Raw genomic sequence first — 20406 nt, 5'->3', positions numbered from 1 at the left:
GAAGCGACACCGCGGCCGCCTGGCTGGCGACACCGCTCAGGCGCCGCCGCGCTCGAAGTGGAACACGGCCGTGCCCGCGCGCGCGTTGGGCAACACGCGCACGGTCCGGCCGTCCTGCAGACCGAAGGCATCGAGGATGCGCAGCGCGTTCTTGTGTGCCAGCACCTCGAAGTCCTTGTAGGTGCCGACGCGGATGTTGGGCGTGTCGTACCACTGGTAGGGCAGGCGGCGCGTGACCGGCATGCGCCCGCGCAGCACCGACAGGCGGTTGGGCCAGTGCGCGAAGTTCGGGAACGCGACGATGCCTGCGCGCCCCACGCGCGCCGTCTCGCGCAACATGACCTCGGCGTTGCGCAGGTGCGGCAGGGTGTCGATCTGCAGCACCACGTCGAACGAGCTGTCCTCGAACAGCGCCAGCCCTTCGTCGAGGTTGAACTGGATGACGTTGACGCCGCGGCGCACGCAGGCCAGCACGTTGGCGTCGGCGATCTCCACGCCGTAGCCGCTGCATGCGCGCTCGCGCTGCAGGTAGTCGAGCAGCGCGCCGTCGCCGCAGCCGAGGTCGAGCACGCGCGAGCCCGGCGGCACCAGGGCGGCGATGGCCCGCATGGTGGTTTTCTCGGTCATGCCAGCTCCTTTGCAATGCTATCGAAATATGAGCTTATGACGCCCATGTAGCGGGCGTCATCGAGCAAAAAGGCATCGTGTCCGTGCGGCGCGTCGATTTCCGCGTAGCTCACGTCGCGCCGGTTGTCGAGCAGCGCCTTGACGATTTCTCGGCTGCGCTTGGGCGAGAAGCGCCAGTCGGTGGTGAAGCTCACGAGCAGAAACCTGGCCGTGGCGCGCGCCAGGGCCTGCGTGAGGTCGCCGCCGTGCGCGCGCGCCGGGTCGAAGTAGTCGAGCGCGCGCGTGATCAGCAGGTAGGTGTTGGCGTCGAAATACTCGCTGAACTTGTCGCCCTGGTAGCGCAGGTAGCTTTCGATCTGGAATTCGATGTCCTGCGTCGAGTACTTGAGGTCCAGGCCTTCCCGCAACTGGCGCCCGAATTTCTCGTTCATCACGTCGTCGGACAGGTAGGTGATGTGGCCGATCATGCGGGCGATGCGCAGGCCGCGCTTGGGCACCACGCCATGGCGGTAGAAGTGGCCGCCGTGGAAGTCGGGGTCGGTCACGATCGCGCGGCGCGCCACCTCGTTGAAGGCGATGTTCTCGGCGGTGAGGTTGGGGGCGCTGGCCACCACCACGGCGTGGCGCACGCGCTCGGGGTATTGCAGCGTCCAGCTCAGCGCCTGCATGCCGCCAAGGCTGCCGCCCAGCACCGCCGCGAGCTGCTCGATGCCCAACTGATCGAGCAGGCGCGCCTGGGCATGGACCCAGTCCTCCACGGTGACGACGGGAAAGTCGGCCCCATAGACCTGGCCCGTGTCGGGGTGGGTGTGCATGGGGCCGGTGGAGCCAAAGCACGACCCGAGGTTGTTCACGCCGATCACGAAGAAACGGCGGGTGTCGAGCGGCTTGCCCGGCCCGATCATGTTGTTCCACCAGCCCTCGCTCTTGTCCTGGCCCTCGTACACGCCCGCCACATGGTGCGAGGCGTTGAGCGCGTGGCAGACCAGCACCGCATTGGAACGATCGGCGTTGAGCGTGCCGTAGGTCTCGAACGCCAGGGTGTAGTCGCGGATGGAAGCGCCGCTTTGCAGCGGCAAGGCCTGCGGAAAATGCAAAAACTGGGGGGTGGCAATGAACGACATAAAAAAACCCGGCAACGCTAAAAACGCGGCCGGGTGCTGGTGTCGGTCTGTCTTTAGCAGGATTTATAAAGCGCCCGCAAGCTGTGGCAAATCGGCGCGTCAGCCACTATAGCAAAAGTGGCCGGGGCCGACGGACTCAGGCCGGCACCGTGAGCGCCAGCACACCGAGCACCAGAAAGATCAGCGCCGACACCCCGTGCACCGTGCGCAGCGGCACGCGGCGCGTGATGCGCTCGCCCAGCCAGACCACCGGCGCGTTGGCCAGCATCATGCCCAGCGTGGTGCCCACGACGACCCACACCCAGGCGCTGTACTGCGCGGCCAGCATGACGGTGGCGATCTGGGTCTTGTCGCCCATCTCGGCCAGGAAGAACGCCACAACCGTCGTGCCGAACACGCCCCAGCGCGGTGCGGCCCCCGTTTCACCGTCCTCGAGCTTGTCGGGGATCAGCATCCACACGGCCATGGCGATGAACGACACCCCCAGCACCCAGCGCAGCACCTGCGGTCCAAGCACGGTGGTGACCCAGGCGCCGGCGGCCCCAGCAAGCGCATGGTTGAGCACGGTGGCCACGAAAATGCCCAGAACAATCGGCCAGGGCTTGCGAAAACGTGCGGCCAGCACGAGCGCCAGCAGCTGGGTCTTGTCGCCCATTTCGGCGAGGGCAACGATGGAGGTGGAGACGAGGAAGGCTTCCATGGTGGAGAATTTTTCTATCCGGCCGGACAGTGGATGAACGCATTGACCGCACCCCGACTCCGGCCAAATGGACGGTGTGCGGTCAATGGTCTCGCCAATCCGAAGATTGCAGCTGCCATAGGGCATGGGGCCCCAAGTGTGTTGACAACTGCCCCCATGCACGCACGCATGGGCCGGCTACTCCCCAAAGACGGCGCCATCATACTGTGGCTGCGGCAGAGTTGTTAAATCGCCACCGATTCACATAAATGACCGCGGCTTGGCGGCCTTTGCCCATGCTTGCAAAATAAATATCTGGGCATTCCAGAAATTGCCTGATAATGAACTCGCTTTTCTGCTTTCGTAGGGAAGCAGATAGTTAGCGGTGATTGGTCAGTTTCGCGTCTTTGAAGTCGTCACAGGTTTGTTGATTGCGTCGGACTCCATCGCGTTTTCATGTTTTTTCAGGAGTCCTTTATGGGCAACAAACTTTACGTGGGCAACCTGCCCTACACGTTCCGCGACAGCGATCTGGAACAAACCTTCAGCCAGTACGGCTCTGTCTCCAGCGCCAAGGTCATGATGGAACGTGACACCGGCCGTTCGAAGGGCTTCGGCTTTGTCGAAATGGGCAGCGATGCCGAAGCACAGGCCGCGATCCAAGGCGTGCATGGTCAAAACTTTGGCGGCCGTGACCTCGTGGTCAATGAAGCCCGTCCCATGGAGCCCCGTGCTCCCCGCAGCGGCGGCTTCGGCGGCGGCGCTGGTGGTGGTGGCGGCGGCGGCTACGGTGGTGGCGGCGGCGGCGGTTACGGCGGTGGCCGTAGCGGCGGTGGCGGTGGTGGTGGCTACGGCGGTGGCCGCAGCAGCTACTAAGCCAGCACAGCGCCAGCAGGCAATGCGCCTGCCAGGCTGCAAACAAGGGACCTTCGGGTCCCTTTTTTTCTTTTTGTCTGCATGCAACACCTTCTCTGCAGGACGCGAAAAGCCTTGCGTTTTGTCCAATTGTCGGGAACATAATGCGCTGGCGGGGGGAGAACCCCGCCAAGTGTTTGCGGTGATCCTTCAGTTGCACGCATAGAGCTTTCTCAGACGGGCTGGTTGCGTTTTCGGGGCTCCATCGCTTTGTCAATGTGTTTTTGAGGAGTCCCGGCATGGGCAACAAACTGTATGTAGGCAACCTGCCCTACGGTGTACGCGACATGGATCTGGAGCAGGCGTTTGGCCAGTTTGGCAGCGTGGCCAGCGCCAAGGTCATGATGGAGCGCGACACTGGTCGCTCCAAGGGCTTCGGTTTTGTGGAGATGGGCAGCGATGCCGAAGCCCAGGCCGCGATCAACGGCATGAACGGCCAGTCGCTGGGCGGTCGCAGCATCGTGGTCAATGAGGCACGCCCCATGGAGCCGCGTCCTCCGCGCAGCGGCGGTTTTGGCGGCGGCGGCTACGGCGGTGCCCGCAGTGGGGGCGGCTACGGTGGCGGCCGCGAAGGGGGGCGTAGCGGCGAAGGGGGCGGCTATGGCGGTGGTCGCACTGAAGGCGGCGGCTACGGTGGCGGCCGCAGCGATGGCGGCTTTCGCAGCCCATACGGCACGGGCCCGCGCGGTGGCGGTGGCCGCAGCGGGGGCGGGGGCGGCTACGGCGGTGGCAACAACTATTGACCGCCTGCGCTCCCGACACCACACAAAGGCTCCCGCGGGAGCCTTTTTGCCGGGCGTTCGCGGCCCAGGGGCCCCTAGCGGTCCGGCCCCTGGCGGTGCTTGCGCGGCCGCCCGGCCAGCAGGCGATCGAAGACGCCATTGGGCAGCATGCGCAGCAGTTTGGCGGCCACGCCCATCTGCCAGGGGATCACGCGGTAGCTCACGCCCGCCTGCACGGCGGCAAACGCCTTGCGGGCAAAGTGGTGCGGTGCCATCAGAAACGGCATGGCGTAGCGGTTTTGCCGCGTCAGCGGCGTGTCGATGTAGCCGGGGCAAATCGTGACCACCCGCACGCCCGCGCTGCGCAGTTCGCCGCGCAGGCTTTCGCAGTAGCTGATGACCGCGGCCTTGCTGGCGCAGTAGGCGCCATGACCGGGCAGGCCGCGGATGCCGGCCACGCTGCCCATGCCCACCAGGGTGCCGCTGCCGCGCTGCACCATCGCCTCGATGAAAGGATGGAATGTGGCCGCGAGGCCGATGGTGTTGGTGGCAAATAGCTGCTCCATCACGACCAGGTCTTCGCGCACCGCGGTGTCCATGCCGATGCTGATGCCAGCGTTGGCGATCACGACATCGGGGATGCCCTGGCGCTCCAGGCAGGCTCGCCCGGCGGCCGCGATGCTGTCGGGCACGGCCACGTCCGCGCTGTAAATTTCATAGCTATCAGCGCTTAACCCACCTGCGTTTGCCCAGGATTTGATGCTATTTGTGCCGCGCGCCACCAGCGCTAGCCGCCAGCCAGCCTGGTGGTAGTGGGCGGCCAGCGCCTGGCCGATGCCGCTGGAAGCGCCAGTGATGAAGACCAAGGGGCGGTGCGGCATGGGATGGCGGCAGCTCAGCGCGCCGGCATGATCACGCCGCGCACACGCCCACGCAACTGCAGCACCTGTTCCAGGTTGTCGTACTCCATGGCGTCGGCGGTGAATTGGTCCTGGTCGCGCGTGAGCGTGACGGGCTGGTTGGAGCTCACACGCTCGGTCTGCGGCCAGACGTGGAGAAACTCGCCGCGAAACTCCAGCCGCGGCAGCGCGGCGCCCGACGTGGGCACTAGGGCCTCGCGCGTCACGATGGCGTTGCCAAACAGCTGGAGCTCCGAGCCGTCGGCATTGCTCAAGGCCCGGTTCGCGGTGGCGACCGTGCGCCGCCCGTCGGGCGTGACCGAGCGCATGCGCGCCTGGTCGATGTCAAGCGTGTCGGTGTCCGGGTAGTGGCTCGCCAGAGCGCCCTGCACCTCGCTTTGCAGGCGCCCGGTCACGTCGAAGTTCTTGACCGAAAAACCGCGCATGAAATAGTCGGCCTCGTGCCGGGGGGCGGCCTCGGCCCGAGGCACCTGGGGCGCTGGCGCATTGCGCACCAGCCACAAGGTGCCCAGCGCCAGCAAGCCCATCAGCAGGACGGGAAGGTAGATCGACACGCGCTCCCAGCCGCCGCGCAACCCGCCGCTCATGTGCAGTAGTCCGCCAGCAACGCGGCGTAGCGGCCGCTGGCCACCAGCAACAGATCGCAGAACTCGCGCGCCGCGCCATCGCCACCACGCGCACGCGTGGCGAAATGCGCCTGCGCCAGCACCTCGGCCTGCGCATTGGCCGGCGCGCAGGCCAGGGCGCTGCGGCGCATGACGGGCAGATCGGGCCAGTCGTCGCCCATGGCGGCCGCCTGCGTCCAGTCCAGGCCCAGCGTGGCGAGGATCTGCTCGGCGGCCGGGCGCTTGTCCTCGGTACCGAAAACAGCGTGCTCCACGCCCAGCGCGCGCAGGCGCAGGCGCAATGGCACTGAATCGCGCCCGGTGACCACGGCCGGGGTGATGCCGGCTTTCTGCAGCAGCTTGAGACCGTGGCCGTCGAGCGTGTTGAAACGCTTGAGCGTCTCGCCGGCCTCGCTGAAGTAGAGTCCGCCGTCGGTCAGCACGCCGTCGACATCAAAAAAGGCCACGCGCACGCCCTGTGCGCGCAGCAGCAGCTCGGGAGAAAACTGGAGGGCCGGGGCCATGCGGGGCGCTCCTCAGATCACCTTGGCGCGCATCAGGTCGCCAATGTGCACGATGCCGCTCAGGCGGCCTCCGTCGCCGAGCACGAGCACGCTGGTGATGCCGTGGGTTTCCATCATTTCGGCGGCGTCCACCGCCAGTGCGTCTTGGGAGATGGTGCGCGGACGCGGGTGCATGACATCGGCCGCGGTGGCGCCCCGCAGATCGGCGCCGGCCTCGATGCGGCGGCGCAAATCGCCATCGGTGAAGATGCCCAGCACCTGGCCTTCGGCATCCACCACGGCGGCGGCGCCCAGGCCCTTGGCGCTCATCTCGCGCATGAGCGCGCTGAAACCGGTCTGCGGCGCCACGCGCGGCACCTCTTCGCCGGCGCGCATGATGTCGCTGACATGGGTGAGCAGCTTGCGCCCCAGCGCGCCGCCCGGATGCGAGCGCGCAAAGTCCTCGGCGCGAAAGCCGCGGGCATCGAGCAGCGCGACGGCCAGCGCGTCGCCCATGGCCAGCTGCGCGGTGGTGCTGGCCGTGGGCGCCAGGTTCAGGGGGCAGGCCTCGCGCTCCACGCTGCAGTCCAAGGCCAGATCGGCGTGGCGTGCCAGCGTCGATTGCATCTGCCCCGTGAGGGCCACGAGCGGCGCGCCCAAGCGCTTGAGCAGGGGCAGGATGGCATTGAACTCGGCGCTCTCGCCGCTGTTGGAGAGGGCCAGCACCAGATCGTTGGCGGTGACCATGCCCAGGTCGCCGTGGCTGGCTTCGGCGGGGTGCACGAACATCGCGGGGGTGCCGGTGGAGGCCAGCGTGGCCGCCACCTTGCGGCCGACATGGCCGCTTTTGCCCATGCCCATGACGACCACCCGGCCGCGCGTCTGCAGGATTTTCTGCACCGCCTGGGTAAACCGCGCGTCCAGGCGCTGGCCCAGCCCCAAAAGCGCGGCGGCTTCGATATCAAAGGTCTCGCGGGCCAGGCGCAAGGCCTGGTCGGCATGGAAGGGGCGGGTGGCGCCAGGGGCAGGATGCATGGGCAGATTCTATCGGCCGCGCCCCTGGCGCTCCGCTAGCATGCAGGCATGTCCTCGCTCGCCCTGACCCTGCTGTATCTGCTCGCTGCAGTGCTGGGTGTCGTGGCGTGCCGCAGCCTGCGGCTGCCGCCCATGCTGGGCTATCTGGCGGCCGGCGTGCTGATCGGGCCGCACGCGCTGGCGCTGGCGCAGAACTCCGAGAGCGTGCGCCACCTGGGCGAGTTTGGCGTGGTCTTCCTGATGTTTGCCATTGGCCTGGAGTTCAGCCTGCCCAAGCTGCGCGCCATGCGCCGCCTGGTCTTCGGTCTGGGCCTGGCGCAGGTGGTGTTGACCATGGCCGTGTCTTTCGGCGGCGCGCTGGCTCTGGCGGCGTTTCTGGGCGGGGTCTGGGAGATGGGCTGGCAGACGGCGCTGGCGCTGGCCAGCGCCATGACCATGAGCAGCACGGCCATCGTGGTCAAGCTCATGGCCGAGCGCGCCGAGCTCGAAAGCGACCACGGCCGGCGCATTCTCGGCATCCTGCTGTTCCAGGACCTGGCGGTGGTGCCGCTGTTGGTGCTGATTCCGGCCCTGGGTTCGTCCCCCGACCGGCTGCTGGGCGCGCTCGGACTGGCCTTGCTCAAGGCCATCGTGCTGGTGACGGTGCTACTGACCGGCGGCCAGGGCGTGATGCGCTGGTGGCTCACGCTGGTGGCGCGGCGCAAGAGCGACGAACTGTTCATGCTGAACCTGCTCCTGATCACGCTGGGGCTGGCGTGGCTGACCGAGCTGGCGGGCCTGAGCCTGGCGCTGGGGGCTTTCATCGCCGGCGTGCTGGTGTCGGAGACCGAGTACCGCCACCAGGTCGGCACCGACATCCGGCCTTTCCACGACGTGCTGCTGGGGTTGTTCTTCATCACCATCGGCATGATGCTGGACTGGCACATCCTGCTGGAGCAATGGGCGCTGGTGCTGGGCCTGCTGGTGGTGCCGCTGGGCCTCAAGCTGCTCATCATCTGGGCGCTGGCGCGCGGTACGGGCGCCACGCCCGGCGTGGCGATGCGCACCGGCCTGTACCTGGCGCAGGCGGGCGAGTTCGGTTTCGTGCTGCTGTCCCTCGCGCAAGACCACGGCCTGGTCCGGCCGGCGCTCATGAACCCCGTCCTGGCCGCCATGGTGCTGTCGATGCTGGCCACGCCTTTTCTGATCCTGTACAGCAACCGCATCGTGATGCGTGTGGTCGCCAGCGACTGGCTGCACCAGTCGCTGCAGATGACGGCGATCGCGCGCAAATCCATCGACTCAAGCAAGCACGTGATCATTTGCGGCTATGGCCGCTGCGGGCAAAACCTGGCGCGCATGCTGGAGCGCGAAGGCATCCCGTACATGGCGCTCGACCTCGACCCCGACCGCGTGCGCCAGGCCGCAGCCGCGGGCGATTCGGTGGTCTATGGCGACGCCACGCGGCTGCAGGCCCTGATGGCCGCGGGCCTGGCACGCGCCAGTGCCGTGGCCGTGACCTACCTGGACATTCCCGCGGCGCTCAAGGTGCTGGCCCATGCACGCACCCATGCGCCGCAGGTGCCGGTGGTGGTTCGCACCCAGGACGACATGCACCTGGACCGGCTGCAGGCGGCCGGCGCCACCGAGGTCGTGCCCGAGGCCATCGAAGGCTCGCTCATGCTGGCCAGCCATGCCCTCGCGCTGGTGGGCGTGCCCATGCGCCGCGTCATCCGCCTGGTGCAGGACCAGCGGGACGCACGCTACCAGCTGCTGCGCGGCTACTTCCACGGTGCCGACGACGACACCGTGCAAGAGCGCGATCAGGCGCGCCTGTCGACGGTGACGCTGCCCCCCGGCGCGCAAACGCTGGGCCAGCCGCTGGGGCGGCTGGCGCTGCACGCCATCGGCGTGCAGGTCGTGAACCTGCGCCACGGGAACGGCCGCATGGGCCTGCCCAGCGACGACACGGTGCTGGCCGAGGGCGATACGCTGGTGCTGTCGGGCCACCCCAGCGCCCTGGCGGGGGCGCAGGACAAGCTGCTGCGCGGTTGAAGCCCCGCCAGGGGCGCGGCCCGGCGTTACCGGACCCGCAGGTCCTGCGCCGGCACCGGGCGGCCGAACAGGTAGCCCTGGAAGCGCCGGCACCCGTTGCGCAGCAGGAAGTCGCGCTGGCCGGCCGTCTCGACGCCCTCGGCCACCACATCCAAGCCCAGGCTGCGCGCCAGCGCAACCACGGTGCAAGCGATTGCCGCATCGTTGGGGTCTGTGAGCACATCGCGCACAAAGCTCTGGTCGATCTTGAGCTGGTCGAGCGGCAGGCGCTTGAGGTAGCTCAGGCTCGAATACCCGGTGCCAAAGTCATCGAGCGAAAACCCGACACCGCGCGTGCGCAGCGCCTGCATCTTGGCGATGCTGTCCTCCACGTCGTGCAGCAGCAGGCTCTCGGTCAGCTCCAGCTTGAGCTGGGCTGGGGGGGCCCCAGTGTCGTGCAGCACCTCCAGCACCCGCTGGACGAACTCAGGGTGGCGGAACTCCTGGGCGCTGACATTCACCGCCACGCTCCAGTGGGCGGTGGCAGGCAGAGCGTTCCACTGCGCCAGCTGCACGCACGCGGCCCGCAGCACCTGGCGGCCCAGCGGCAAAATCAGCCCGGTCTGTTCGGCCAGCGCAATGAACTCCCCCGGATAGACCATGCCGCGCTGCGGGTGCTGCCAGCGCACCAGGGTCTCGGTGCCGAGCACATGGCCTTCGGCGTCCACGACCGGCTGGTAGTGCACAAGAAATTCACCGCGCTGCAGGCCCTGGCGCACATCGGCCTCGAGCGCCGAGCGCGCCGACGCCGCAGCCTGCATGTCGGGATCGAAAAAGCACAGCGTGTTGCGGCCCTGCGCCTTGGCCTGGTACATCGCCAGGTCGGCCCGTTTGAGCAACTCCTGCACCGACTGCGCAACGCCACTGAACAGCGCAATGCCAAGGCTGGGCGTGCTGTGCATCTCCAGGCCGTGCACGTCGTAGACGTGGTTGAGCGCCAACAGCATTTTGTGCGCCACGGCCTCGGCCTCGCCCGCGGCCTCGGTTTCGACTGTATGCAGGCCGCGCAGCACCACGACGAACTCGTCACCGCCCAGGCGCCCCACCGTGTCGCTGGCGCGCACGCAAGCCGTGAGGCGCGCGCCGACCTGCACCAGCAAGCGGTCACCCCACTCGTGGCCCAGGGTGTCGTTGACGCCCTTGAAATTGTCCAGGTCCAGGAACAGCAGCGCGCCGTGGCTGCCGTCGCGCGTGCAGGCCGTCACGGCGCAGTCCAGGCGGTCCAGCAGCAGGCGGCGGTTGGGCAGGCCGGTGAGCTCGTCGTAGAAGGCAAGGCGCTCGATCTGCGCCTCGGCCTGCTTGCGCGCATTGATGTTGCGGGCCACGCCGCGGTAGCCGGTGAAGCGCCCCGCCGCATCATGGATGGGCTCGCCGCTCACCGACACCCACACGGCATGGCCGTCGGCGCCCCGGCGCTGCATCTCGAAATCGTGGAACACTTCGTGCGCTTCCAGCTGCGCGCGGTGGGCTTGCCACTGTGCCTCGGGCACCAGGCTGTCGGGCAATTCCCAGCGCCTGAGCCCATAGTGCGCGGTATCGGCCATGCCCCCGTGGCGGTGGGTGCCGCCCTCCAACCGCACAAAGCGAAACTCGGCATCCTGCTCCCAGTACCAGTCGGACGAGAGCTGCGTCAGGCTGCGCCAGCGCGCCTCGCTCTGCTGCAGCGCCGCCTGCGCCTGCAGGTAATCGGTCACATCGGTGCAGGTCAGCACCCCACCGCCGCCCTCCAGCCGCCGCAAGCGCATCTCCAGGTAGTGGCCGGTCCGGGTGTGCTGCACCTGCAGCGGGCGCATCTCGGACCACCGTGGCAAGGCCGGGCCTTGCACCATGGGGCAGAGGTGCGGGCCGGGCTCGCCAAACGCAAAGCCGGCACCCGTGTCGCCGCGCTCGATCTGCAGGCGCACCACGTCGTCGAGGTGTGGTTGCGCCTCCAGCAGGGGCCGAGGCAGGTCCAACAGGTCGAGGTAGCGCTGGTTGTACAGGCGGATGCGGCCGCTCTGGTCCACCGTGGCAATGCCTTGCGCCACGCTGCCCAGCGTCAGTTCCAACGCCCGCGTTTTCTCGGCCAGCAAGGCGCTGGTCTGTGTCAGTTGCGCCTCCATGGCGCGGCGCTCTGCCTCGGCGCGCCGCGCCATTTCCAGCTGCCCGACGGTGTTGAGCAGGGGCTGCAGAAAATGCACATCGCCCCTGCCGTAACCATCGGGGCGGTTGGCCACGCCCACCATGGCCACCAACTGGCCGGCGGCATGGATGGGCAGACCCAGGAAGGCCGTGAGTTCGGGCTGGCCCGGCGGCCGGCCGGTGGCGCCCGGGTCGCTGGCGGGGTCGTTGCGGATGAGCGGTGTGGCACTGCGTAGCGTGGCATCGACCAGAGCCTGCGGCGGGTCCCACGCCGTGCCGTCGCGGGCCTGCGCGCCGAGGTCCGAGACGGCGTGCACATGCAGGCGGGGCGCCCCACCCGACACGTGCTCCACCTGCCCGACCACGCCGAATGCGCTGTGCGTGAGCCGCAGCATCTCTTGGAGCAAAGCCTCGAACGCTGCCCGCGGAGAGGCGCTGGCAATGAACAGCGCCTGGGCACGCGAAATGGCCTGCAGCAACCGGTGCTGGCGTTCCAGCATCTGCTCGGCATTGCGCTGGGTGCGCATGCCGGTGCTGCGCTCGAGCACGCTCTCCATCTGGGCGGGCAGGGCCAGCAGGTAGCGATGACCCGGATCCTGCACCGCATAGTCCCCGAACCCATGGCGCATGGCCTGGGCGGCATGCGCTTCCTCACCCTCGGGCACCACGATCAGCGCCGGCAGGTCGGCCAGGCCCTGCAGCACATCGAAAGCCGTGCCATCACTGACGCGCTGCGCGGTCAAGACAATGTCAAAGCTGTGCTGCTCGCGCAGTGCATGGGCTTGGGACAGCGTCGGCGCCACCGCCACGCGCCAGCCCAGCCAGGGGTCCGCCAGCGCGCGCACCACGGCCTGCGCGTGGTCCTCGCAGCCTTCGATCAGCAGTACAGAAACAGGCATGGGCCAGTGTAGGTGCAATGGCGGTGCGCCGCGGCCGTGCCGCGCACCTTGCCATCATGGGTGTCGACCCATTATGCGGAGTGCCGCTGCGCCCAGAGCCCCCCGCAAGCCCCCGTCCAGGTGTTTACACTGACTGGCCGTGTCCGGCACCCAGGGTGCTGTATCCCCTGCCCCGTGCTCCATCCGCCGCGACCACCGCCGCGCGCCGCTTTTCCGACTGCCATGCCAAACTTCAGCGTCAACGATTACCTTCGCCAACACATCCGCACGGTCGCGGACTGGCCCGCGCCGGGCGTGCAGTTCCGGGACATCACGCCGCTCCTGCAGGACCCCAAGGTCTTCCGCGTGTTGATCGATGCCTTCGTGCACCGTTACATGGACCCCCAGTTGCGCCCCGACGTGGTGGCGGGGCTGGACGCGCGCGGCTTCATCCTAGGCGCGGTAGTGGCCTATGAGCTCAACGTCGGCTTCGTGCCCATCCGCAAGAAAGGCAAGCTGCCCTTCACCACGGTGGCAGAGACCTACGAACTGGAGTACGGCAGCGCCACGGTGGAATTGCACACCGACGCCGTGCGGCCCGGCGACCGCGTGCTGCTGATCGATGACCTGATTGCCACCGGCGGCACGATGATGGCGGGTCGCAAACTGCTGGAAAAGCTCGGCGCCACGGTCATGGAGGGCGCGGCCATCGTCGACCTGCCCGAACTGGGCGGATCGCAGCGCCTGCGGGACAGCGGCCTGCCGCTGTTCACGCTGGTGGACTTCGCCGGCCATTGAAGCGCTCGCCGACGGGGCCTGGTCCGCTTACAAATCGCCGTACTGGGTGCTGCTGAGGTCCGGGCTGCGGGCGCTGTGGCCGGACACTTCCGTATCGGCAAAGTCCGGATTGCCGGGCGGCGCGCGCCGCGGGCCCGAGCGCAGCGGCACGCCCGACGGCGCAGCCACCGCCGGATGGGCTGGGGCCGCCGCGGCCAGCGCCTGCTTGAAGGCAGCCACTTCATCGGCTTCGATGGGGTCGAAACGCAGCGCCGCCGCGCGGGCCGGTGCTGCGGCAGCGGAGGCGGGTGCCTGTGCAGGCATTTGCGACACCGCTGCCGGGGCCACGGCGGGCGCCGGCGCGGCCGCGCCGACAGGGCGGGCGGATGCGGGCGGCGCGCTCCCCCGGTGCGGCTGAGGCGCTGCCGGCAGGCCCGCTCCCTGCGGTGCAACGCCCTTTTGGCGAATGCCTGCAGCCACATGGTCGTTGATGCGCCAATAGACCGCCGTGACGGCGATGTCGTAGTGCAGCTTGGCGGTCTGGGCGATGAGGGCCTCGATGTCGCTCAAGCGCGCGGTCTCTCCACCGTACTCGCGCGCCAAGTCCATCATCACCAGGAACTGGCGCCCGCGCTGGTCGAGCGCCAGCACCTTGAACTTGTAGCTGGCCGACAGCACGCCGGCGCGCACCATGGCGTCGCGCACCACCACGTACAGCAGCTCGCGCCGCTCCATGCGCTCGTTCGTGCGCTGGGCCGCCTGCTCGGGCAGCACGGCCGCATCCGCATTCAGCCGGCCTGACGGTTCAGACGCGCGCTTGAAGGCAGGGGCGGGCTTGCGCAGGAACCAGCTGAACAATGACATGGCTTTCTTTCTTCGGTCAGCACTGTGTGACTCTCTCAAAAGAGTGTACCGCGCGCCTCCCTGCCACCGGACGCCGCGGCAGCCGGCACGCCCGCTCAGGTGGCTGCGACACGGCGGCGGCGGTTGCCCAGGCGCTTGGCCAGGACGGCGCCAGCGGCCATGGACACGCCCAGGGCAATCGCGGGCTGGCGGTTGGCCAGCTCGGAAAAGCGCAGCGCGGTCAGGCCCCAAAGCCTGCTGGGCGCGGCCGCCTGGACCGACGCATTGCGGGGGCGGTGCGAGAAGAACGCCCCTTCTCCCACCACCGAGCCCGCCCCGACGATGGCCAGCCGCAGCCGCGCCTTCTCGTCTTCGCAGTGCACGCTGAGGCTGCCGCTCTCGACCAGGTACAGGGTGCGATCGATCGCACCCTGGGTGAAGAGCACCTGGCCCGCGGCCAGCGTGTGCGGCAGCAGGTAGGCCGACAGGGTGTCCCATTGCTGCGGCGTCAGCGGGTTGCCCAGGCTGTCTTCTGCACTGGCTTGGACAATGGCCTGGACCAGGCCTTGGACGTCGGGGGAGGCCACTGCGGGCGTTGCTGCATTCATAAGCCGGCGACGCTACCGCCATTGGTGCCAATGCGCAAGCAGAACTTACCGCTGCTTACATCGTCGGACCAGCGGGTGTGTCGACGCTCATTTGCCGATGCAGAAGCTGGAAAAGATCACGCCCAGCAGGTCGTCGGACGAGAACTCGCCCGTGATGTCGCCCAGGGCGTTCTGCGCCAGCCGCAGGTCTTCGGCCAGCAGGTCCAGTGCGGGGCCGTCGCTGAGCAGCTGGGTGGCGGCGTCGGCCAGGCGCGCCTCCACAGCCTGCAACGCCTGGACATGGCGCGCGCGCGCGATGAACACCCCCTCGGGCGCGGCCTGCCAGCCGGCCACGTCCAGCAGGGTGCGGCGCAAGCGCTCCAGCCCCTCGCCGGTGCGCGCCGACAGGTGCACACCCGCGGGTGCCTGCGCCTCGGGCACGGCCGCATGCGGCACGCAGTCGCTCTTGTTCCAGACCTCGATGATGGGCACGGTTTTTGGCAGTTTTTCGGCCATAGCGCTTGCTATGACTGCGTCTGCAGCTCTGTATTCCATAGCATCGCAGCGCGTCAGGTCGTGCAGGAACAGCACCGCGTCGGCCGCGGCGATCTCGTCCCAGGCGCGCGCGATGCCGATGCGCTCGACCTCGTCGCTGCTGTCGCGCAGGCCGGCGGTGTCGATCACGTGCAGCGGCACGCCCTCGATCTGGATGGTCTGCTGCACCTTGTCGCGCGTGGTGCCGGCGATCGGCGTGACGATGGCGAGCTCGGCGCCGGCCAGCGCGTTGAGCAGCGAACTCTTGCCCGCATTGGGCTGGCCGGCAATCACCACCTTGATGCCTTCGCGCAGCAGCGCGCCCTGCTGCGCGCGCCGCATCACCTGCGCCAGCGTTTGCTGCAATTTGGATAGCTGTCCGCGCGCGTCCGCCTTGCGCAGGAAGTCGATTTCTTCTTCAGGGAAGTCGAGCGTGGCCTCGACCAGCATGCGCAGGTGGATGAGCGCGTCGCGCAGCTGGTGGATTTCTTTCGAGAAGGCCCCCGCCAGCGAGCGGCTGGCGCTGCGCGCGGCCGCCGCCGTGGAGGCATCGATCAGGTCGGCAATGGCCTCGGCCTGGGCCAGGTCGATCTTGTCGTTCAAGAACGCGCGTTCGGTGAACTCGCCGGGCTGGGCCACGCGCAGCCCGGGCAGGCACGGGGCGCTGCTGCCAGCGCCGGCGGCGCGCGCTGCTTCCAGGCAGCGCGCCAGCAGCAACTGCAGCACCACCGGGCCGCCGTGGGCCTGCAGTTCCAGCACGTCTTCGCCGGTGTAGGAGTGCGGTGCCGGAAAGTAAAGTGCTAGCCCCTGGTCGATGGGCTCGCCAGCGGCATCGCGGAACGGCAGGTAGGTCGCCTCGCGCGGTGTCAGCGCGCGGCCGCACAGCACCTCGACCAACGGCGCAAGGCCCTTGCCCGACACGCGCACGATGCCCACGCCCCCGCGTCCGGGGGCGGTGGCGATGGCGGCGATGGGGTCGGTGTGGCGCGCGAGCATAGGGGGTGGACTTTATACAGAGGTGGCATGCAAAAGGCCGCTTGCGCGGCCTTTGGAAGGGGTTCTAGCGGCCGATCACTTGAACTTGGGCAGGTTGAACTGCGGCGGCACGCCCATGCGGGTATTGATGAGCCACTGCTGCGCGATCGACAGGATGTTGTTCGTCAGCCAGTACAGCACCAGGCCGGCCGGGAAGAAGAAGAACATCACGCTGAACATCAGCGGCATGATCCACATCATCTTGGCCTGCATCGGGTCTGGCGGCGCGGGGTTGAGCGCCGTCTGCAGCAGCGAGCTGAGCGTCATGAGCACCGGCAGGATGAAGAACGGGTCGGGCGAGGACAGGTCGTGGATCCAGCCGATCCAGGGCGCATTGCGCATCTCCACGCTCGACAGCAGCACCCAATACAGCGCGATGAACACCGGGATCTGGATCACGATGGGGAAGCACCCGCCCATGGGGTTGACCTTCTCCTCGCGGTAGATGCGCATCATCTCCTGCTGCATCTGCTGCGGCTTGTCCTTGAGGCGCTCGCGCATCTCGGTGATCTTGGGGTTGATCGCCTTCATCTTGGCCATGCTGGCGTAGGCCTTCGCATTGAGCCAGTAGAACAGGATCTTGAGCAGCAGCACCAGGCCGACGATGGACCAGCCCCAGTTGCCCAGGAAGCTGTGCAGCTTGTCGAGCAGCCAGTACAAGGGCTTGGCCAGGATCGTGAGCCAGCCATAGTCCTTGACCAGTTCGAGGCCCGGGGAGAGGGATTCGAGGGTCTTTTCGATCTGCGGGCCGGCGAACAGGCGCGCCTCGAGCGTCTTGCTGGCGCCGGGGGCAATCGGGCCCAGCGGCGTGATCATGCCGACCGAATACAGGTTGGCATCGACCTTGCGCATGAACAGGTCGCGCGGGATGCCGTCGCCCAGCAGCCAGGCGGTGGCGAAGTAGTGCTGCACCATGGCCACGTAGCCGCTGGTCGCGGACTTCTCGATATCGACCTTGTTTTCCTCGATCTTCTTGAACTCGACCTTCTGGTACTTCTTCTCGGGCGTGTACACGGCGGGGCCGGTGAAGGTGGAGTAGAACGACGACTCGCCCGGCGGCTTGTTGCCGTCGCGCACCAGTTGCAGGTATAGCTGGGGTGAGAGTTCGGCGGCGCCGGTGTTGAGCACGTCGTGCTGCACGGCCACGCTGTAGGCGCCGCGCTTGACGGTCCAGGTCTTGACCAGCTTGGCACCGTCCATGGCGGGCGACTCGAAACGCACGGTCAGCGTGTCTTCGCCCTCCTTGAGTTCGCGCGCACCTGGCACCACGGTCATCACCGTCTTGTGGGTGGGGAAGTTGCCGCCGATCAGGCCGGTCTGCGCCACGTACACGCGCTGGGCGCTCTGGTCGAGCAGCTCGAAGTTCTTCGACTTGTCTTCCATGTCGGCGTACTTGAGCAGTTCGGCATGGGTGAGCGAGCCCCCCTCGCTGTCGAAGGTCAGGCGCAGCACATCGGTGGTCACCACCACCTGCTCGCGCGCCGCAGGGGCGAGCGCGCCTGTCAGGGCGGGCACGGCCGCAGTGCCTGGCACGGCGGCCGTGGGCGCTACGGCGATGGGTGCCGGCACGGACGCAGCACCGGAGGGTTGCGCCGTGGCAGCCGGGGCCGCGGCCGTCGTAGCGGGGGCAGGGAAGAAAGTGGCTTGCTTGCCGTTGTGCACCTGCCACTTGTCCCACAACAGGACCATGGCAAAGCCAAATATCACCCACAGGATGGTGCGGCGGATGTCGTTCATGAAGACTTCTTTGGTGAGGAGGGTGGAGTGGCGGGCGAGAACAGGCGCGAAAACAACCGGCTGGCGCGCGGCGGCCCATCGGGTACGGGATCGTGTCCGCCGCTGCACCAGGGGTGGCAGCGCGCCAGACGCGCCAGCGTGAGCCAAGCGCCTGTGGCAGCGCCATGCTGCTCCAGGGCCTGCAGCGAATAGGCCGAGCAGGTCGGCTCGAAGCGGCATGCCGAACCCAGCCAGGGGCTGAGCAGAAGGCGGTAGCCCTTGACCAGGGCGATGAGCAAGCGGCGCATCATGCCGAGGCTCCGGCCTGCGGCGATGCCCCGCGCGGCGCGGCGCGCTGGAACAGCTGCTGCAGCTCGTTGCGCACCGCCAGCTTCAAGGCCTCGGAGCTGGCGCTGGGAAACAGCTTGCGGTCAAACGCCGCGCGCAGGCGCACCACATGGGCCGCAGGCAAAAGCGGCGGCTCCAGGGCAGTGGCCACGCCATAGATCTGGCGCTTGATCGCGTTGCGCGTGACGGCGCGGCGCGCCCAGCGCTTGGGCACCATCGCACCCAGCCATATGCCGTCGACAGGAAACAGGGCCTGGGCAGAACCCGAGGGTGCGGGCCCGCTGGCCGTGCCCAACGCAGGCAGCGCTGCGCCGGCAGCATCCAGCGCCAGCCGGTGCAACGCAAAATGCGCGGTGCGGGCCACAGTGCCCCCGGCCATGGCGGCCTGGAACTGCGGGCGCGTTTTCAGCCGCTGCATGGAGGCGCCCCCGCTGGATGCCTGAGGGCATAAACCGGGGAGCGAGCCAAAACCCGTGCGGGCCTCAGACGGCCAGGCGCTTGCGGCCTTTGGCGCGGCGGGCGTTGATCACAGCGCGGCCGCCGCGGGTCTTCATGCGCACGAGAAAACCGTGGGTACGGGCGCGGCGCGTCTTGGAGGGCTGGTAAGTACGTTTCATGATGGATTCCTTGAGAGTTCAGTTCCGGCACGCACAATCGCCGCCTTTGCCGCCGCATCTTGGCACGGGGCAGCGGCGCACACAGGCGCGGACCGGGTTCAATTGCCCTGAACACATTCAGGGAAACCAGAGATTATCGCAGGCTTGCTGCCACAAGGCAATGAAACACGCGTGCGAATCGGGCAAAAGCCGGCTTCAGGGCATGGGACAGACTTGTGGATAACTTCTTCACAAGCTACAATTTGGGGCCTTGAATGTTCCTTCTATCCACAAAAAAACCTTGAAATGACAGAGGAACTCTCGCGCGCTCCCTCCCCCCCTTCCGGCGCCGACGCCGGCCAGGCACTGTGGCAGGCCTGCACAGAACAACTTGCCCAAGACCTGCCCGCACAGCAGTTCAACACCTGGATCAAACCCCTGGCGGCCCAGGTCGCGGAAGATTTTTCGCGCATCACGCTCTACGTCCCCAACCGCTTCACACTCGACTGGATACGCGCCCAGTACGCCGGCCGGATCGCTGCCCTGCTGGAGTCCTTGTACGGCCAATCCCTGGTCCTTGAGTTAGCGCTCGCTCAGCGGGCCGCCAGCGCACGCACTTATGTGCCCGCCAATGCGCCTGCACCCGCCCAGGCACCGGAGCCTGCGGCGGTGGCCGACGACGGCTCGCGGGGCGCCCTGCGCAACCGGCTCAATGCGGCGCTGACATTCGACACTCTGGTGGAGGGTACAGCCAACCGCATGGCGCGCGCGGCCGCCATGCACGTGGCCAGCATGCCGGGGCACCTCTACAACCCGCTGTTCATCTACGGCGGCGTCGGTCTGGGCAAGACCCACCTGGTGCACGCCGTGGGCAACAAACTGCTGGCCGACCGGCCCGACGCCAAAGTTCTCTACATCCACGCCGAGCAGTTCGTCTCGGATGTGGTTAAAGCGTATCAGCGAAAAACCTTTGACGAATTCAAGGAGCGCTACCACTCGCTCGATCTGCTACTGATCGACGACGTGCAGTTCTTCGCCAACAAAGACCGCACGCAAGAAGAGTTCTTCAACGCCTTCGAGGCGCTGCTGGCCAAGAAGAGCCACATCGTGATGACCAGCGACACCTACCCCAAGGGCCTGGCCGACATACACGAGCGCCTGGTCTCGCGCTTCGATTCGGGGCTGACGGTGGCCATCGAGCCGCCCGAGTTGGAGATGCGCGTCGCCATCCTGATCAACAAGGCGCGCGCCGAAAGCACCGAGATGCCCGAGGAGGTCGCCTTCTTCGTCGCCAAGAACGTCCGCTCGAACGTGCGCGAGCTTGAGGGCGCGCTGCGCAAGATCCTCGCGTACTCGCGCTTCAACCAGAAGGAAATCTCCATCCAGCTCGCGCGCGAGGCGCTGCGCGATCTGCTGTCGATCCAGAACCGGCAGATTTCTGTGGAAAACATCCAGAAGACGGTGGCTGATTACTACAAGATCAAGGTCGCCGACATGTACAGCAAGAAGCGCCCGGCCAGCATTGCGCGGCCGCGCCAGATCGCGATGTACCTGGCCAAGGAGCTGACGCAAAAGAGCCTGCCCGAGATCGGCGAGCTGTTTGGCGGGCGCGACCACACCACGGTGCTGCACGCGGTGCGCAAGATCTCGGCCGAGCGCCAGCAGCTCACCGAACTCAACCAGCAACTGCACGTGCTGGAGCAAACGCTCAAGGGCTGACGATGGCGCCGCCCGTCCCCTTGACACGCGAACCCGCCCCGCGAGCGGG

General features: G+C 67.6%; 20 protein-coding genes and 1 riboswitch. Of the genes, 5 read left to right on the top strand and 15 right to left on the bottom strand.

Features of this window, described 5'->3' with window-relative positions:
- Positions 1-36 precede the first annotated feature (36 nt).
- The 3 genes from metW to B2J89_RS08390 all read right to left on the bottom strand — a co-directional run bounded on the left by metW (position 37) and on the right by B2J89_RS08390 (position 2451).
- Complete coding sequence (gene metW / locus B2J89_RS08400; protein ID WP_169168699.1) at positions 37-627, bottom strand: methionine biosynthesis protein MetW; 591 nt, start codon at positions 625-627, stop codon at positions 37-39.
- Positions 624-1751, bottom strand: a complete 1128-nt coding sequence (locus tag B2J89_RS08395; RefSeq protein WP_169168698.1) for a homoserine O-acetyltransferase — start codon at positions 1749-1751, stop codon at positions 624-626. Before B2J89_RS08395 ends, metW begins: the two co-directional genes overlap by 4 nt.
- Positions 1752-1887: 136 nt before the next feature.
- Positions 1888-2451: a TMEM165/GDT1 family protein gene (locus tag B2J89_RS08390; protein WP_169168697.1), complete on the bottom strand. Its 564-nt coding sequence runs from the start codon at positions 2449-2451 to the stop codon at positions 1888-1890.
- Positions 2452-2468: 17 nt separating this feature from the next.
- A riboswitch (yybP-ykoY riboswitch) is annotated at positions 2469-2661 on the bottom strand.
- A gap of 246 nt (positions 2662-2907) precedes the next feature.
- Between B2J89_RS08390 and B2J89_RS08385 the strand changes: the two genes are divergently transcribed.
- Positions 2908-3306 (top strand): RNA-binding protein, encoded by a 399-nt coding sequence (locus tag B2J89_RS08385; protein WP_169168696.1) that lies wholly within the window; start codon positions 2908-2910, stop codon positions 3304-3306.
- Between the two features lie 278 nt (positions 3307-3584).
- Positions 3585-4088 (top strand): RNA-binding protein, encoded by a 504-nt coding sequence (locus tag B2J89_RS08380; protein WP_169168695.1) that lies wholly within the window; start codon positions 3585-3587, stop codon positions 4086-4088.
- A 74-nt stretch (positions 4089-4162) separates the two neighbouring features.
- Here B2J89_RS08380 and B2J89_RS08375 read toward each other — a convergent pair whose 3' ends face one another.
- The 4 genes from B2J89_RS08375 to B2J89_RS08360 are packed head-to-tail and all read right to left on the bottom strand — an operon-like array spanning position 4163 to position 7130.
- Positions 4163-4948, bottom strand: a complete 786-nt coding sequence (locus B2J89_RS08375) for an SDR family oxidoreductase (RefSeq protein WP_169168694.1) — start codon at positions 4946-4948, stop codon at positions 4163-4165.
- A gap of 14 nt (positions 4949-4962) precedes the next feature.
- Complete coding sequence (gene lptC / locus B2J89_RS08370) at positions 4963-5574, bottom strand: LPS export ABC transporter periplasmic protein LptC (protein WP_169168693.1); 612 nt, start codon at positions 5572-5574, stop codon at positions 4963-4965.
- Complete coding sequence (locus tag B2J89_RS08365; protein ID WP_169168692.1) at positions 5571-6116, bottom strand: HAD family hydrolase; 546 nt, start codon at positions 6114-6116, stop codon at positions 5571-5573. Before B2J89_RS08365 ends, lptC begins: the two co-directional genes overlap by 4 nt.
- A 12-nt stretch (positions 6117-6128) precedes the next feature.
- Positions 6129-7130 carry an SIS domain-containing protein gene (locus tag B2J89_RS08360; RefSeq protein WP_169168691.1) on the bottom strand — a complete coding sequence of 334 codons (1002 nt, stop codon included), beginning with the start codon at positions 7128-7130 and terminating at the stop codon, positions 6129-6131.
- A gap of 48 nt (positions 7131-7178) precedes the next feature.
- Between B2J89_RS08360 and B2J89_RS08355 the strand changes: the two genes are divergently transcribed.
- Positions 7179-9164, top strand: coding sequence for a monovalent cation:proton antiporter family protein (locus tag B2J89_RS08355; RefSeq protein WP_169168690.1), 1986 nt, complete (start codon positions 7179-7181; stop codon positions 9162-9164).
- Between the two features lie 26 nt (positions 9165-9190).
- Here B2J89_RS08355 and B2J89_RS08350 read toward each other — a convergent pair whose 3' ends face one another.
- On the bottom strand, positions 9191-12223 hold the full coding sequence (locus B2J89_RS08350; protein ID WP_169168689.1) for an EAL domain-containing protein: 3033 nt from the start codon (positions 12221-12223) through the stop codon (positions 9191-9193).
- A gap of 222 nt (positions 12224-12445) precedes the next feature.
- Between B2J89_RS08350 and B2J89_RS08345 the strand changes: the two genes are divergently transcribed.
- Complete coding sequence (locus tag B2J89_RS08345) at positions 12446-13000, top strand: adenine phosphoribosyltransferase (protein ID WP_169168688.1); 555 nt, start codon at positions 12446-12448, stop codon at positions 12998-13000.
- Between the two features lie 27 nt (positions 13001-13027).
- On the opposite strand, the gene B2J89_RS08340 is transcribed toward B2J89_RS08345, so the two are convergent.
- The 7 genes from B2J89_RS08340 to rpmH all read right to left on the bottom strand — a co-directional run bounded on the left by B2J89_RS08340 (position 13028) and on the right by rpmH (position 18659).
- Complete coding sequence (locus B2J89_RS08340; protein ID WP_169168687.1) at positions 13028-13843, bottom strand: hypothetical protein; 816 nt, start codon at positions 13841-13843, stop codon at positions 13028-13030.
- Between the two features lie 95 nt (positions 13844-13938).
- A complete protein-coding gene (locus B2J89_RS08335; RefSeq protein ID WP_169168686.1) occupies positions 13939-14430 on the bottom strand; it encodes a Crp/Fnr family transcriptional regulator in 492 nt (163 codons plus the stop codon).
- Between the two features lie 87 nt (positions 14431-14517).
- A complete protein-coding gene (gene mnmE, locus B2J89_RS08330) occupies positions 14518-15939 on the bottom strand; it encodes a tRNA uridine-5-carboxymethylaminomethyl(34) synthesis GTPase MnmE (RefSeq protein ID WP_169168685.1) in 1422 nt (473 codons plus the stop codon).
- Positions 15940-16014: 75 nt separating this feature from the next.
- Positions 16015-17715 (bottom strand): membrane protein insertase YidC, encoded by a 1701-nt coding sequence (gene yidC, locus B2J89_RS08325; RefSeq protein WP_169168684.1) that lies wholly within the window; start codon positions 17713-17715, stop codon positions 16015-16017.
- The gene (gene yidD / locus B2J89_RS08320; RefSeq protein WP_169168683.1) at positions 17712-18005 is read right to left on the bottom strand and encodes a membrane protein insertion efficiency factor YidD; all 294 of its coding nucleotides are present in this window, start codon (positions 18003-18005) and stop codon (positions 17712-17714) included. Before yidD ends, yidC begins: the two co-directional genes overlap by 4 nt.
- On the bottom strand, positions 18002-18460 hold the full coding sequence (locus tag B2J89_RS08315; protein WP_169168682.1) for a ribonuclease P protein component: 459 nt from the start codon (positions 18458-18460) through the stop codon (positions 18002-18004). Before B2J89_RS08315 ends, yidD begins: the two co-directional genes overlap by 4 nt.
- Before the next feature lie 64 nt (positions 18461-18524).
- Positions 18525-18659, bottom strand: coding sequence for a 50S ribosomal protein L34 (rpmH, locus tag B2J89_RS08310; RefSeq protein ID WP_005798102.1), 135 nt, complete (start codon positions 18657-18659; stop codon positions 18525-18527).
- Positions 18660-18944: 285 nt separating this feature from the next.
- Between rpmH and dnaA the strand changes: the two genes are divergently transcribed.
- The gene (gene dnaA, locus B2J89_RS08305; RefSeq protein WP_169168681.1) at positions 18945-20357 is read left to right on the top strand and encodes a chromosomal replication initiator protein DnaA; all 1413 of its coding nucleotides are present in this window, start codon (positions 18945-18947) and stop codon (positions 20355-20357) included.
- Positions 20358-20406 lie beyond the last annotated feature (49 nt).

Source organism: Acidovorax sp. SRB_24, assembly GCF_012931925.1.
Note: the sequence above shows the minus strand (reverse complement) of the source record. Positions and strands in the feature narration are given on the sequence as shown.

Excerpts from the sequence above, each read along its gene's own strand:
- B2J89_RS08335 (WP_169168686.1), bottom strand. The coding sequence starts at position 14,430 with ATGAATGCAGCAACGCCCGCAGTGGCCTCCCCCGACGTCCAAGGCCTG.
- B2J89_RS08380 (WP_169168695.1), top strand. The coding sequence starts at position 3,585 with ATGGGCAACAAACTGTATGTAGGCAACCTGCCCTACGGTGTACGCGAC.
- B2J89_RS08345 (WP_169168688.1), top strand. The coding sequence starts at position 12,446 with ATGCCAAACTTCAGCGTCAACGATTACCTTCGCCAACACATCCGCACG.
- lptC (WP_169168693.1), bottom strand. The coding sequence starts at position 5,574 with ATGAGCGGCGGGTTGCGCGGCGGCTGGGAGCGCGTGTCGATCTACCTT.
- yidC (WP_169168684.1), bottom strand. The coding sequence starts at position 17,715 with ATGAACGACATCCGCCGCACCATCCTGTGGGTGATATTTGGCTTTGCC.
- metW (WP_169168699.1), bottom strand. The coding sequence starts at position 627 with ATGACCGAGAAAACCACCATGCGGGCCATCGCCGCCCTGGTGCCGCCG.
- B2J89_RS08340 (WP_169168687.1), bottom strand. The coding sequence starts at position 13,843 with ATGTCATTGTTCAGCTGGTTCCTGCGCAAGCCCGCCCCTGCCTTCAAG.
- B2J89_RS08385 (WP_169168696.1), top strand. The coding sequence starts at position 2,908 with ATGGGCAACAAACTTTACGTGGGCAACCTGCCCTACACGTTCCGCGAC.
- yidD (WP_169168683.1), bottom strand. The coding sequence starts at position 18,005 with ATGATGCGCCGCTTGCTCATCGCCCTGGTCAAGGGCTACCGCCTTCTG.
- dnaA (WP_169168681.1), top strand. The coding sequence starts at position 18,945 with ATGACAGAGGAACTCTCGCGCGCTCCCTCCCCCCCTTCCGGCGCCGAC.
- B2J89_RS08375 (WP_169168694.1), bottom strand. The coding sequence starts at position 4,948 with ATGCCGCACCGCCCCTTGGTCTTCATCACTGGCGCTTCCAGCGGCATC.
- B2J89_RS08350 (WP_169168689.1), bottom strand. The coding sequence starts at position 12,223 with ATGCCTGTTTCTGTACTGCTGATCGAAGGCTGCGAGGACCACGCGCAG.
- rpmH (WP_005798102.1), bottom strand. The coding sequence starts at position 18,659 with ATGAAACGTACTTACCAGCCCTCCAAGACGCGCCGCGCCCGTACCCAC.
- B2J89_RS08395 (WP_169168698.1), bottom strand. The coding sequence starts at position 1,751 with ATGTCGTTCATTGCCACCCCCCAGTTTTTGCATTTTCCGCAGGCCTTG.
- B2J89_RS08360 (WP_169168691.1), bottom strand. The coding sequence starts at position 7,130 with ATGCATCCTGCCCCTGGCGCCACCCGCCCCTTCCATGCCGACCAGGCC.
- B2J89_RS08390 (WP_169168697.1), bottom strand. The coding sequence starts at position 2,451 with ATGGAAGCCTTCCTCGTCTCCACCTCCATCGTTGCCCTCGCCGAAATG.
- B2J89_RS08355 (WP_169168690.1), top strand. The coding sequence starts at position 7,179 with ATGTCCTCGCTCGCCCTGACCCTGCTGTATCTGCTCGCTGCAGTGCTG.
- mnmE (WP_169168685.1), bottom strand. The coding sequence starts at position 15,939 with ATGCTCGCGCGCCACACCGACCCCATCGCCGCCATCGCCACCGCCCCC.
- B2J89_RS08365 (WP_169168692.1), bottom strand. The coding sequence starts at position 6,116 with ATGGCCCCGGCCCTCCAGTTTTCTCCCGAGCTGCTGCTGCGCGCACAG.
- B2J89_RS08315 (WP_169168682.1), bottom strand. The coding sequence starts at position 18,460 with ATGCAGCGGCTGAAAACGCGCCCGCAGTTCCAGGCCGCCATGGCCGGG.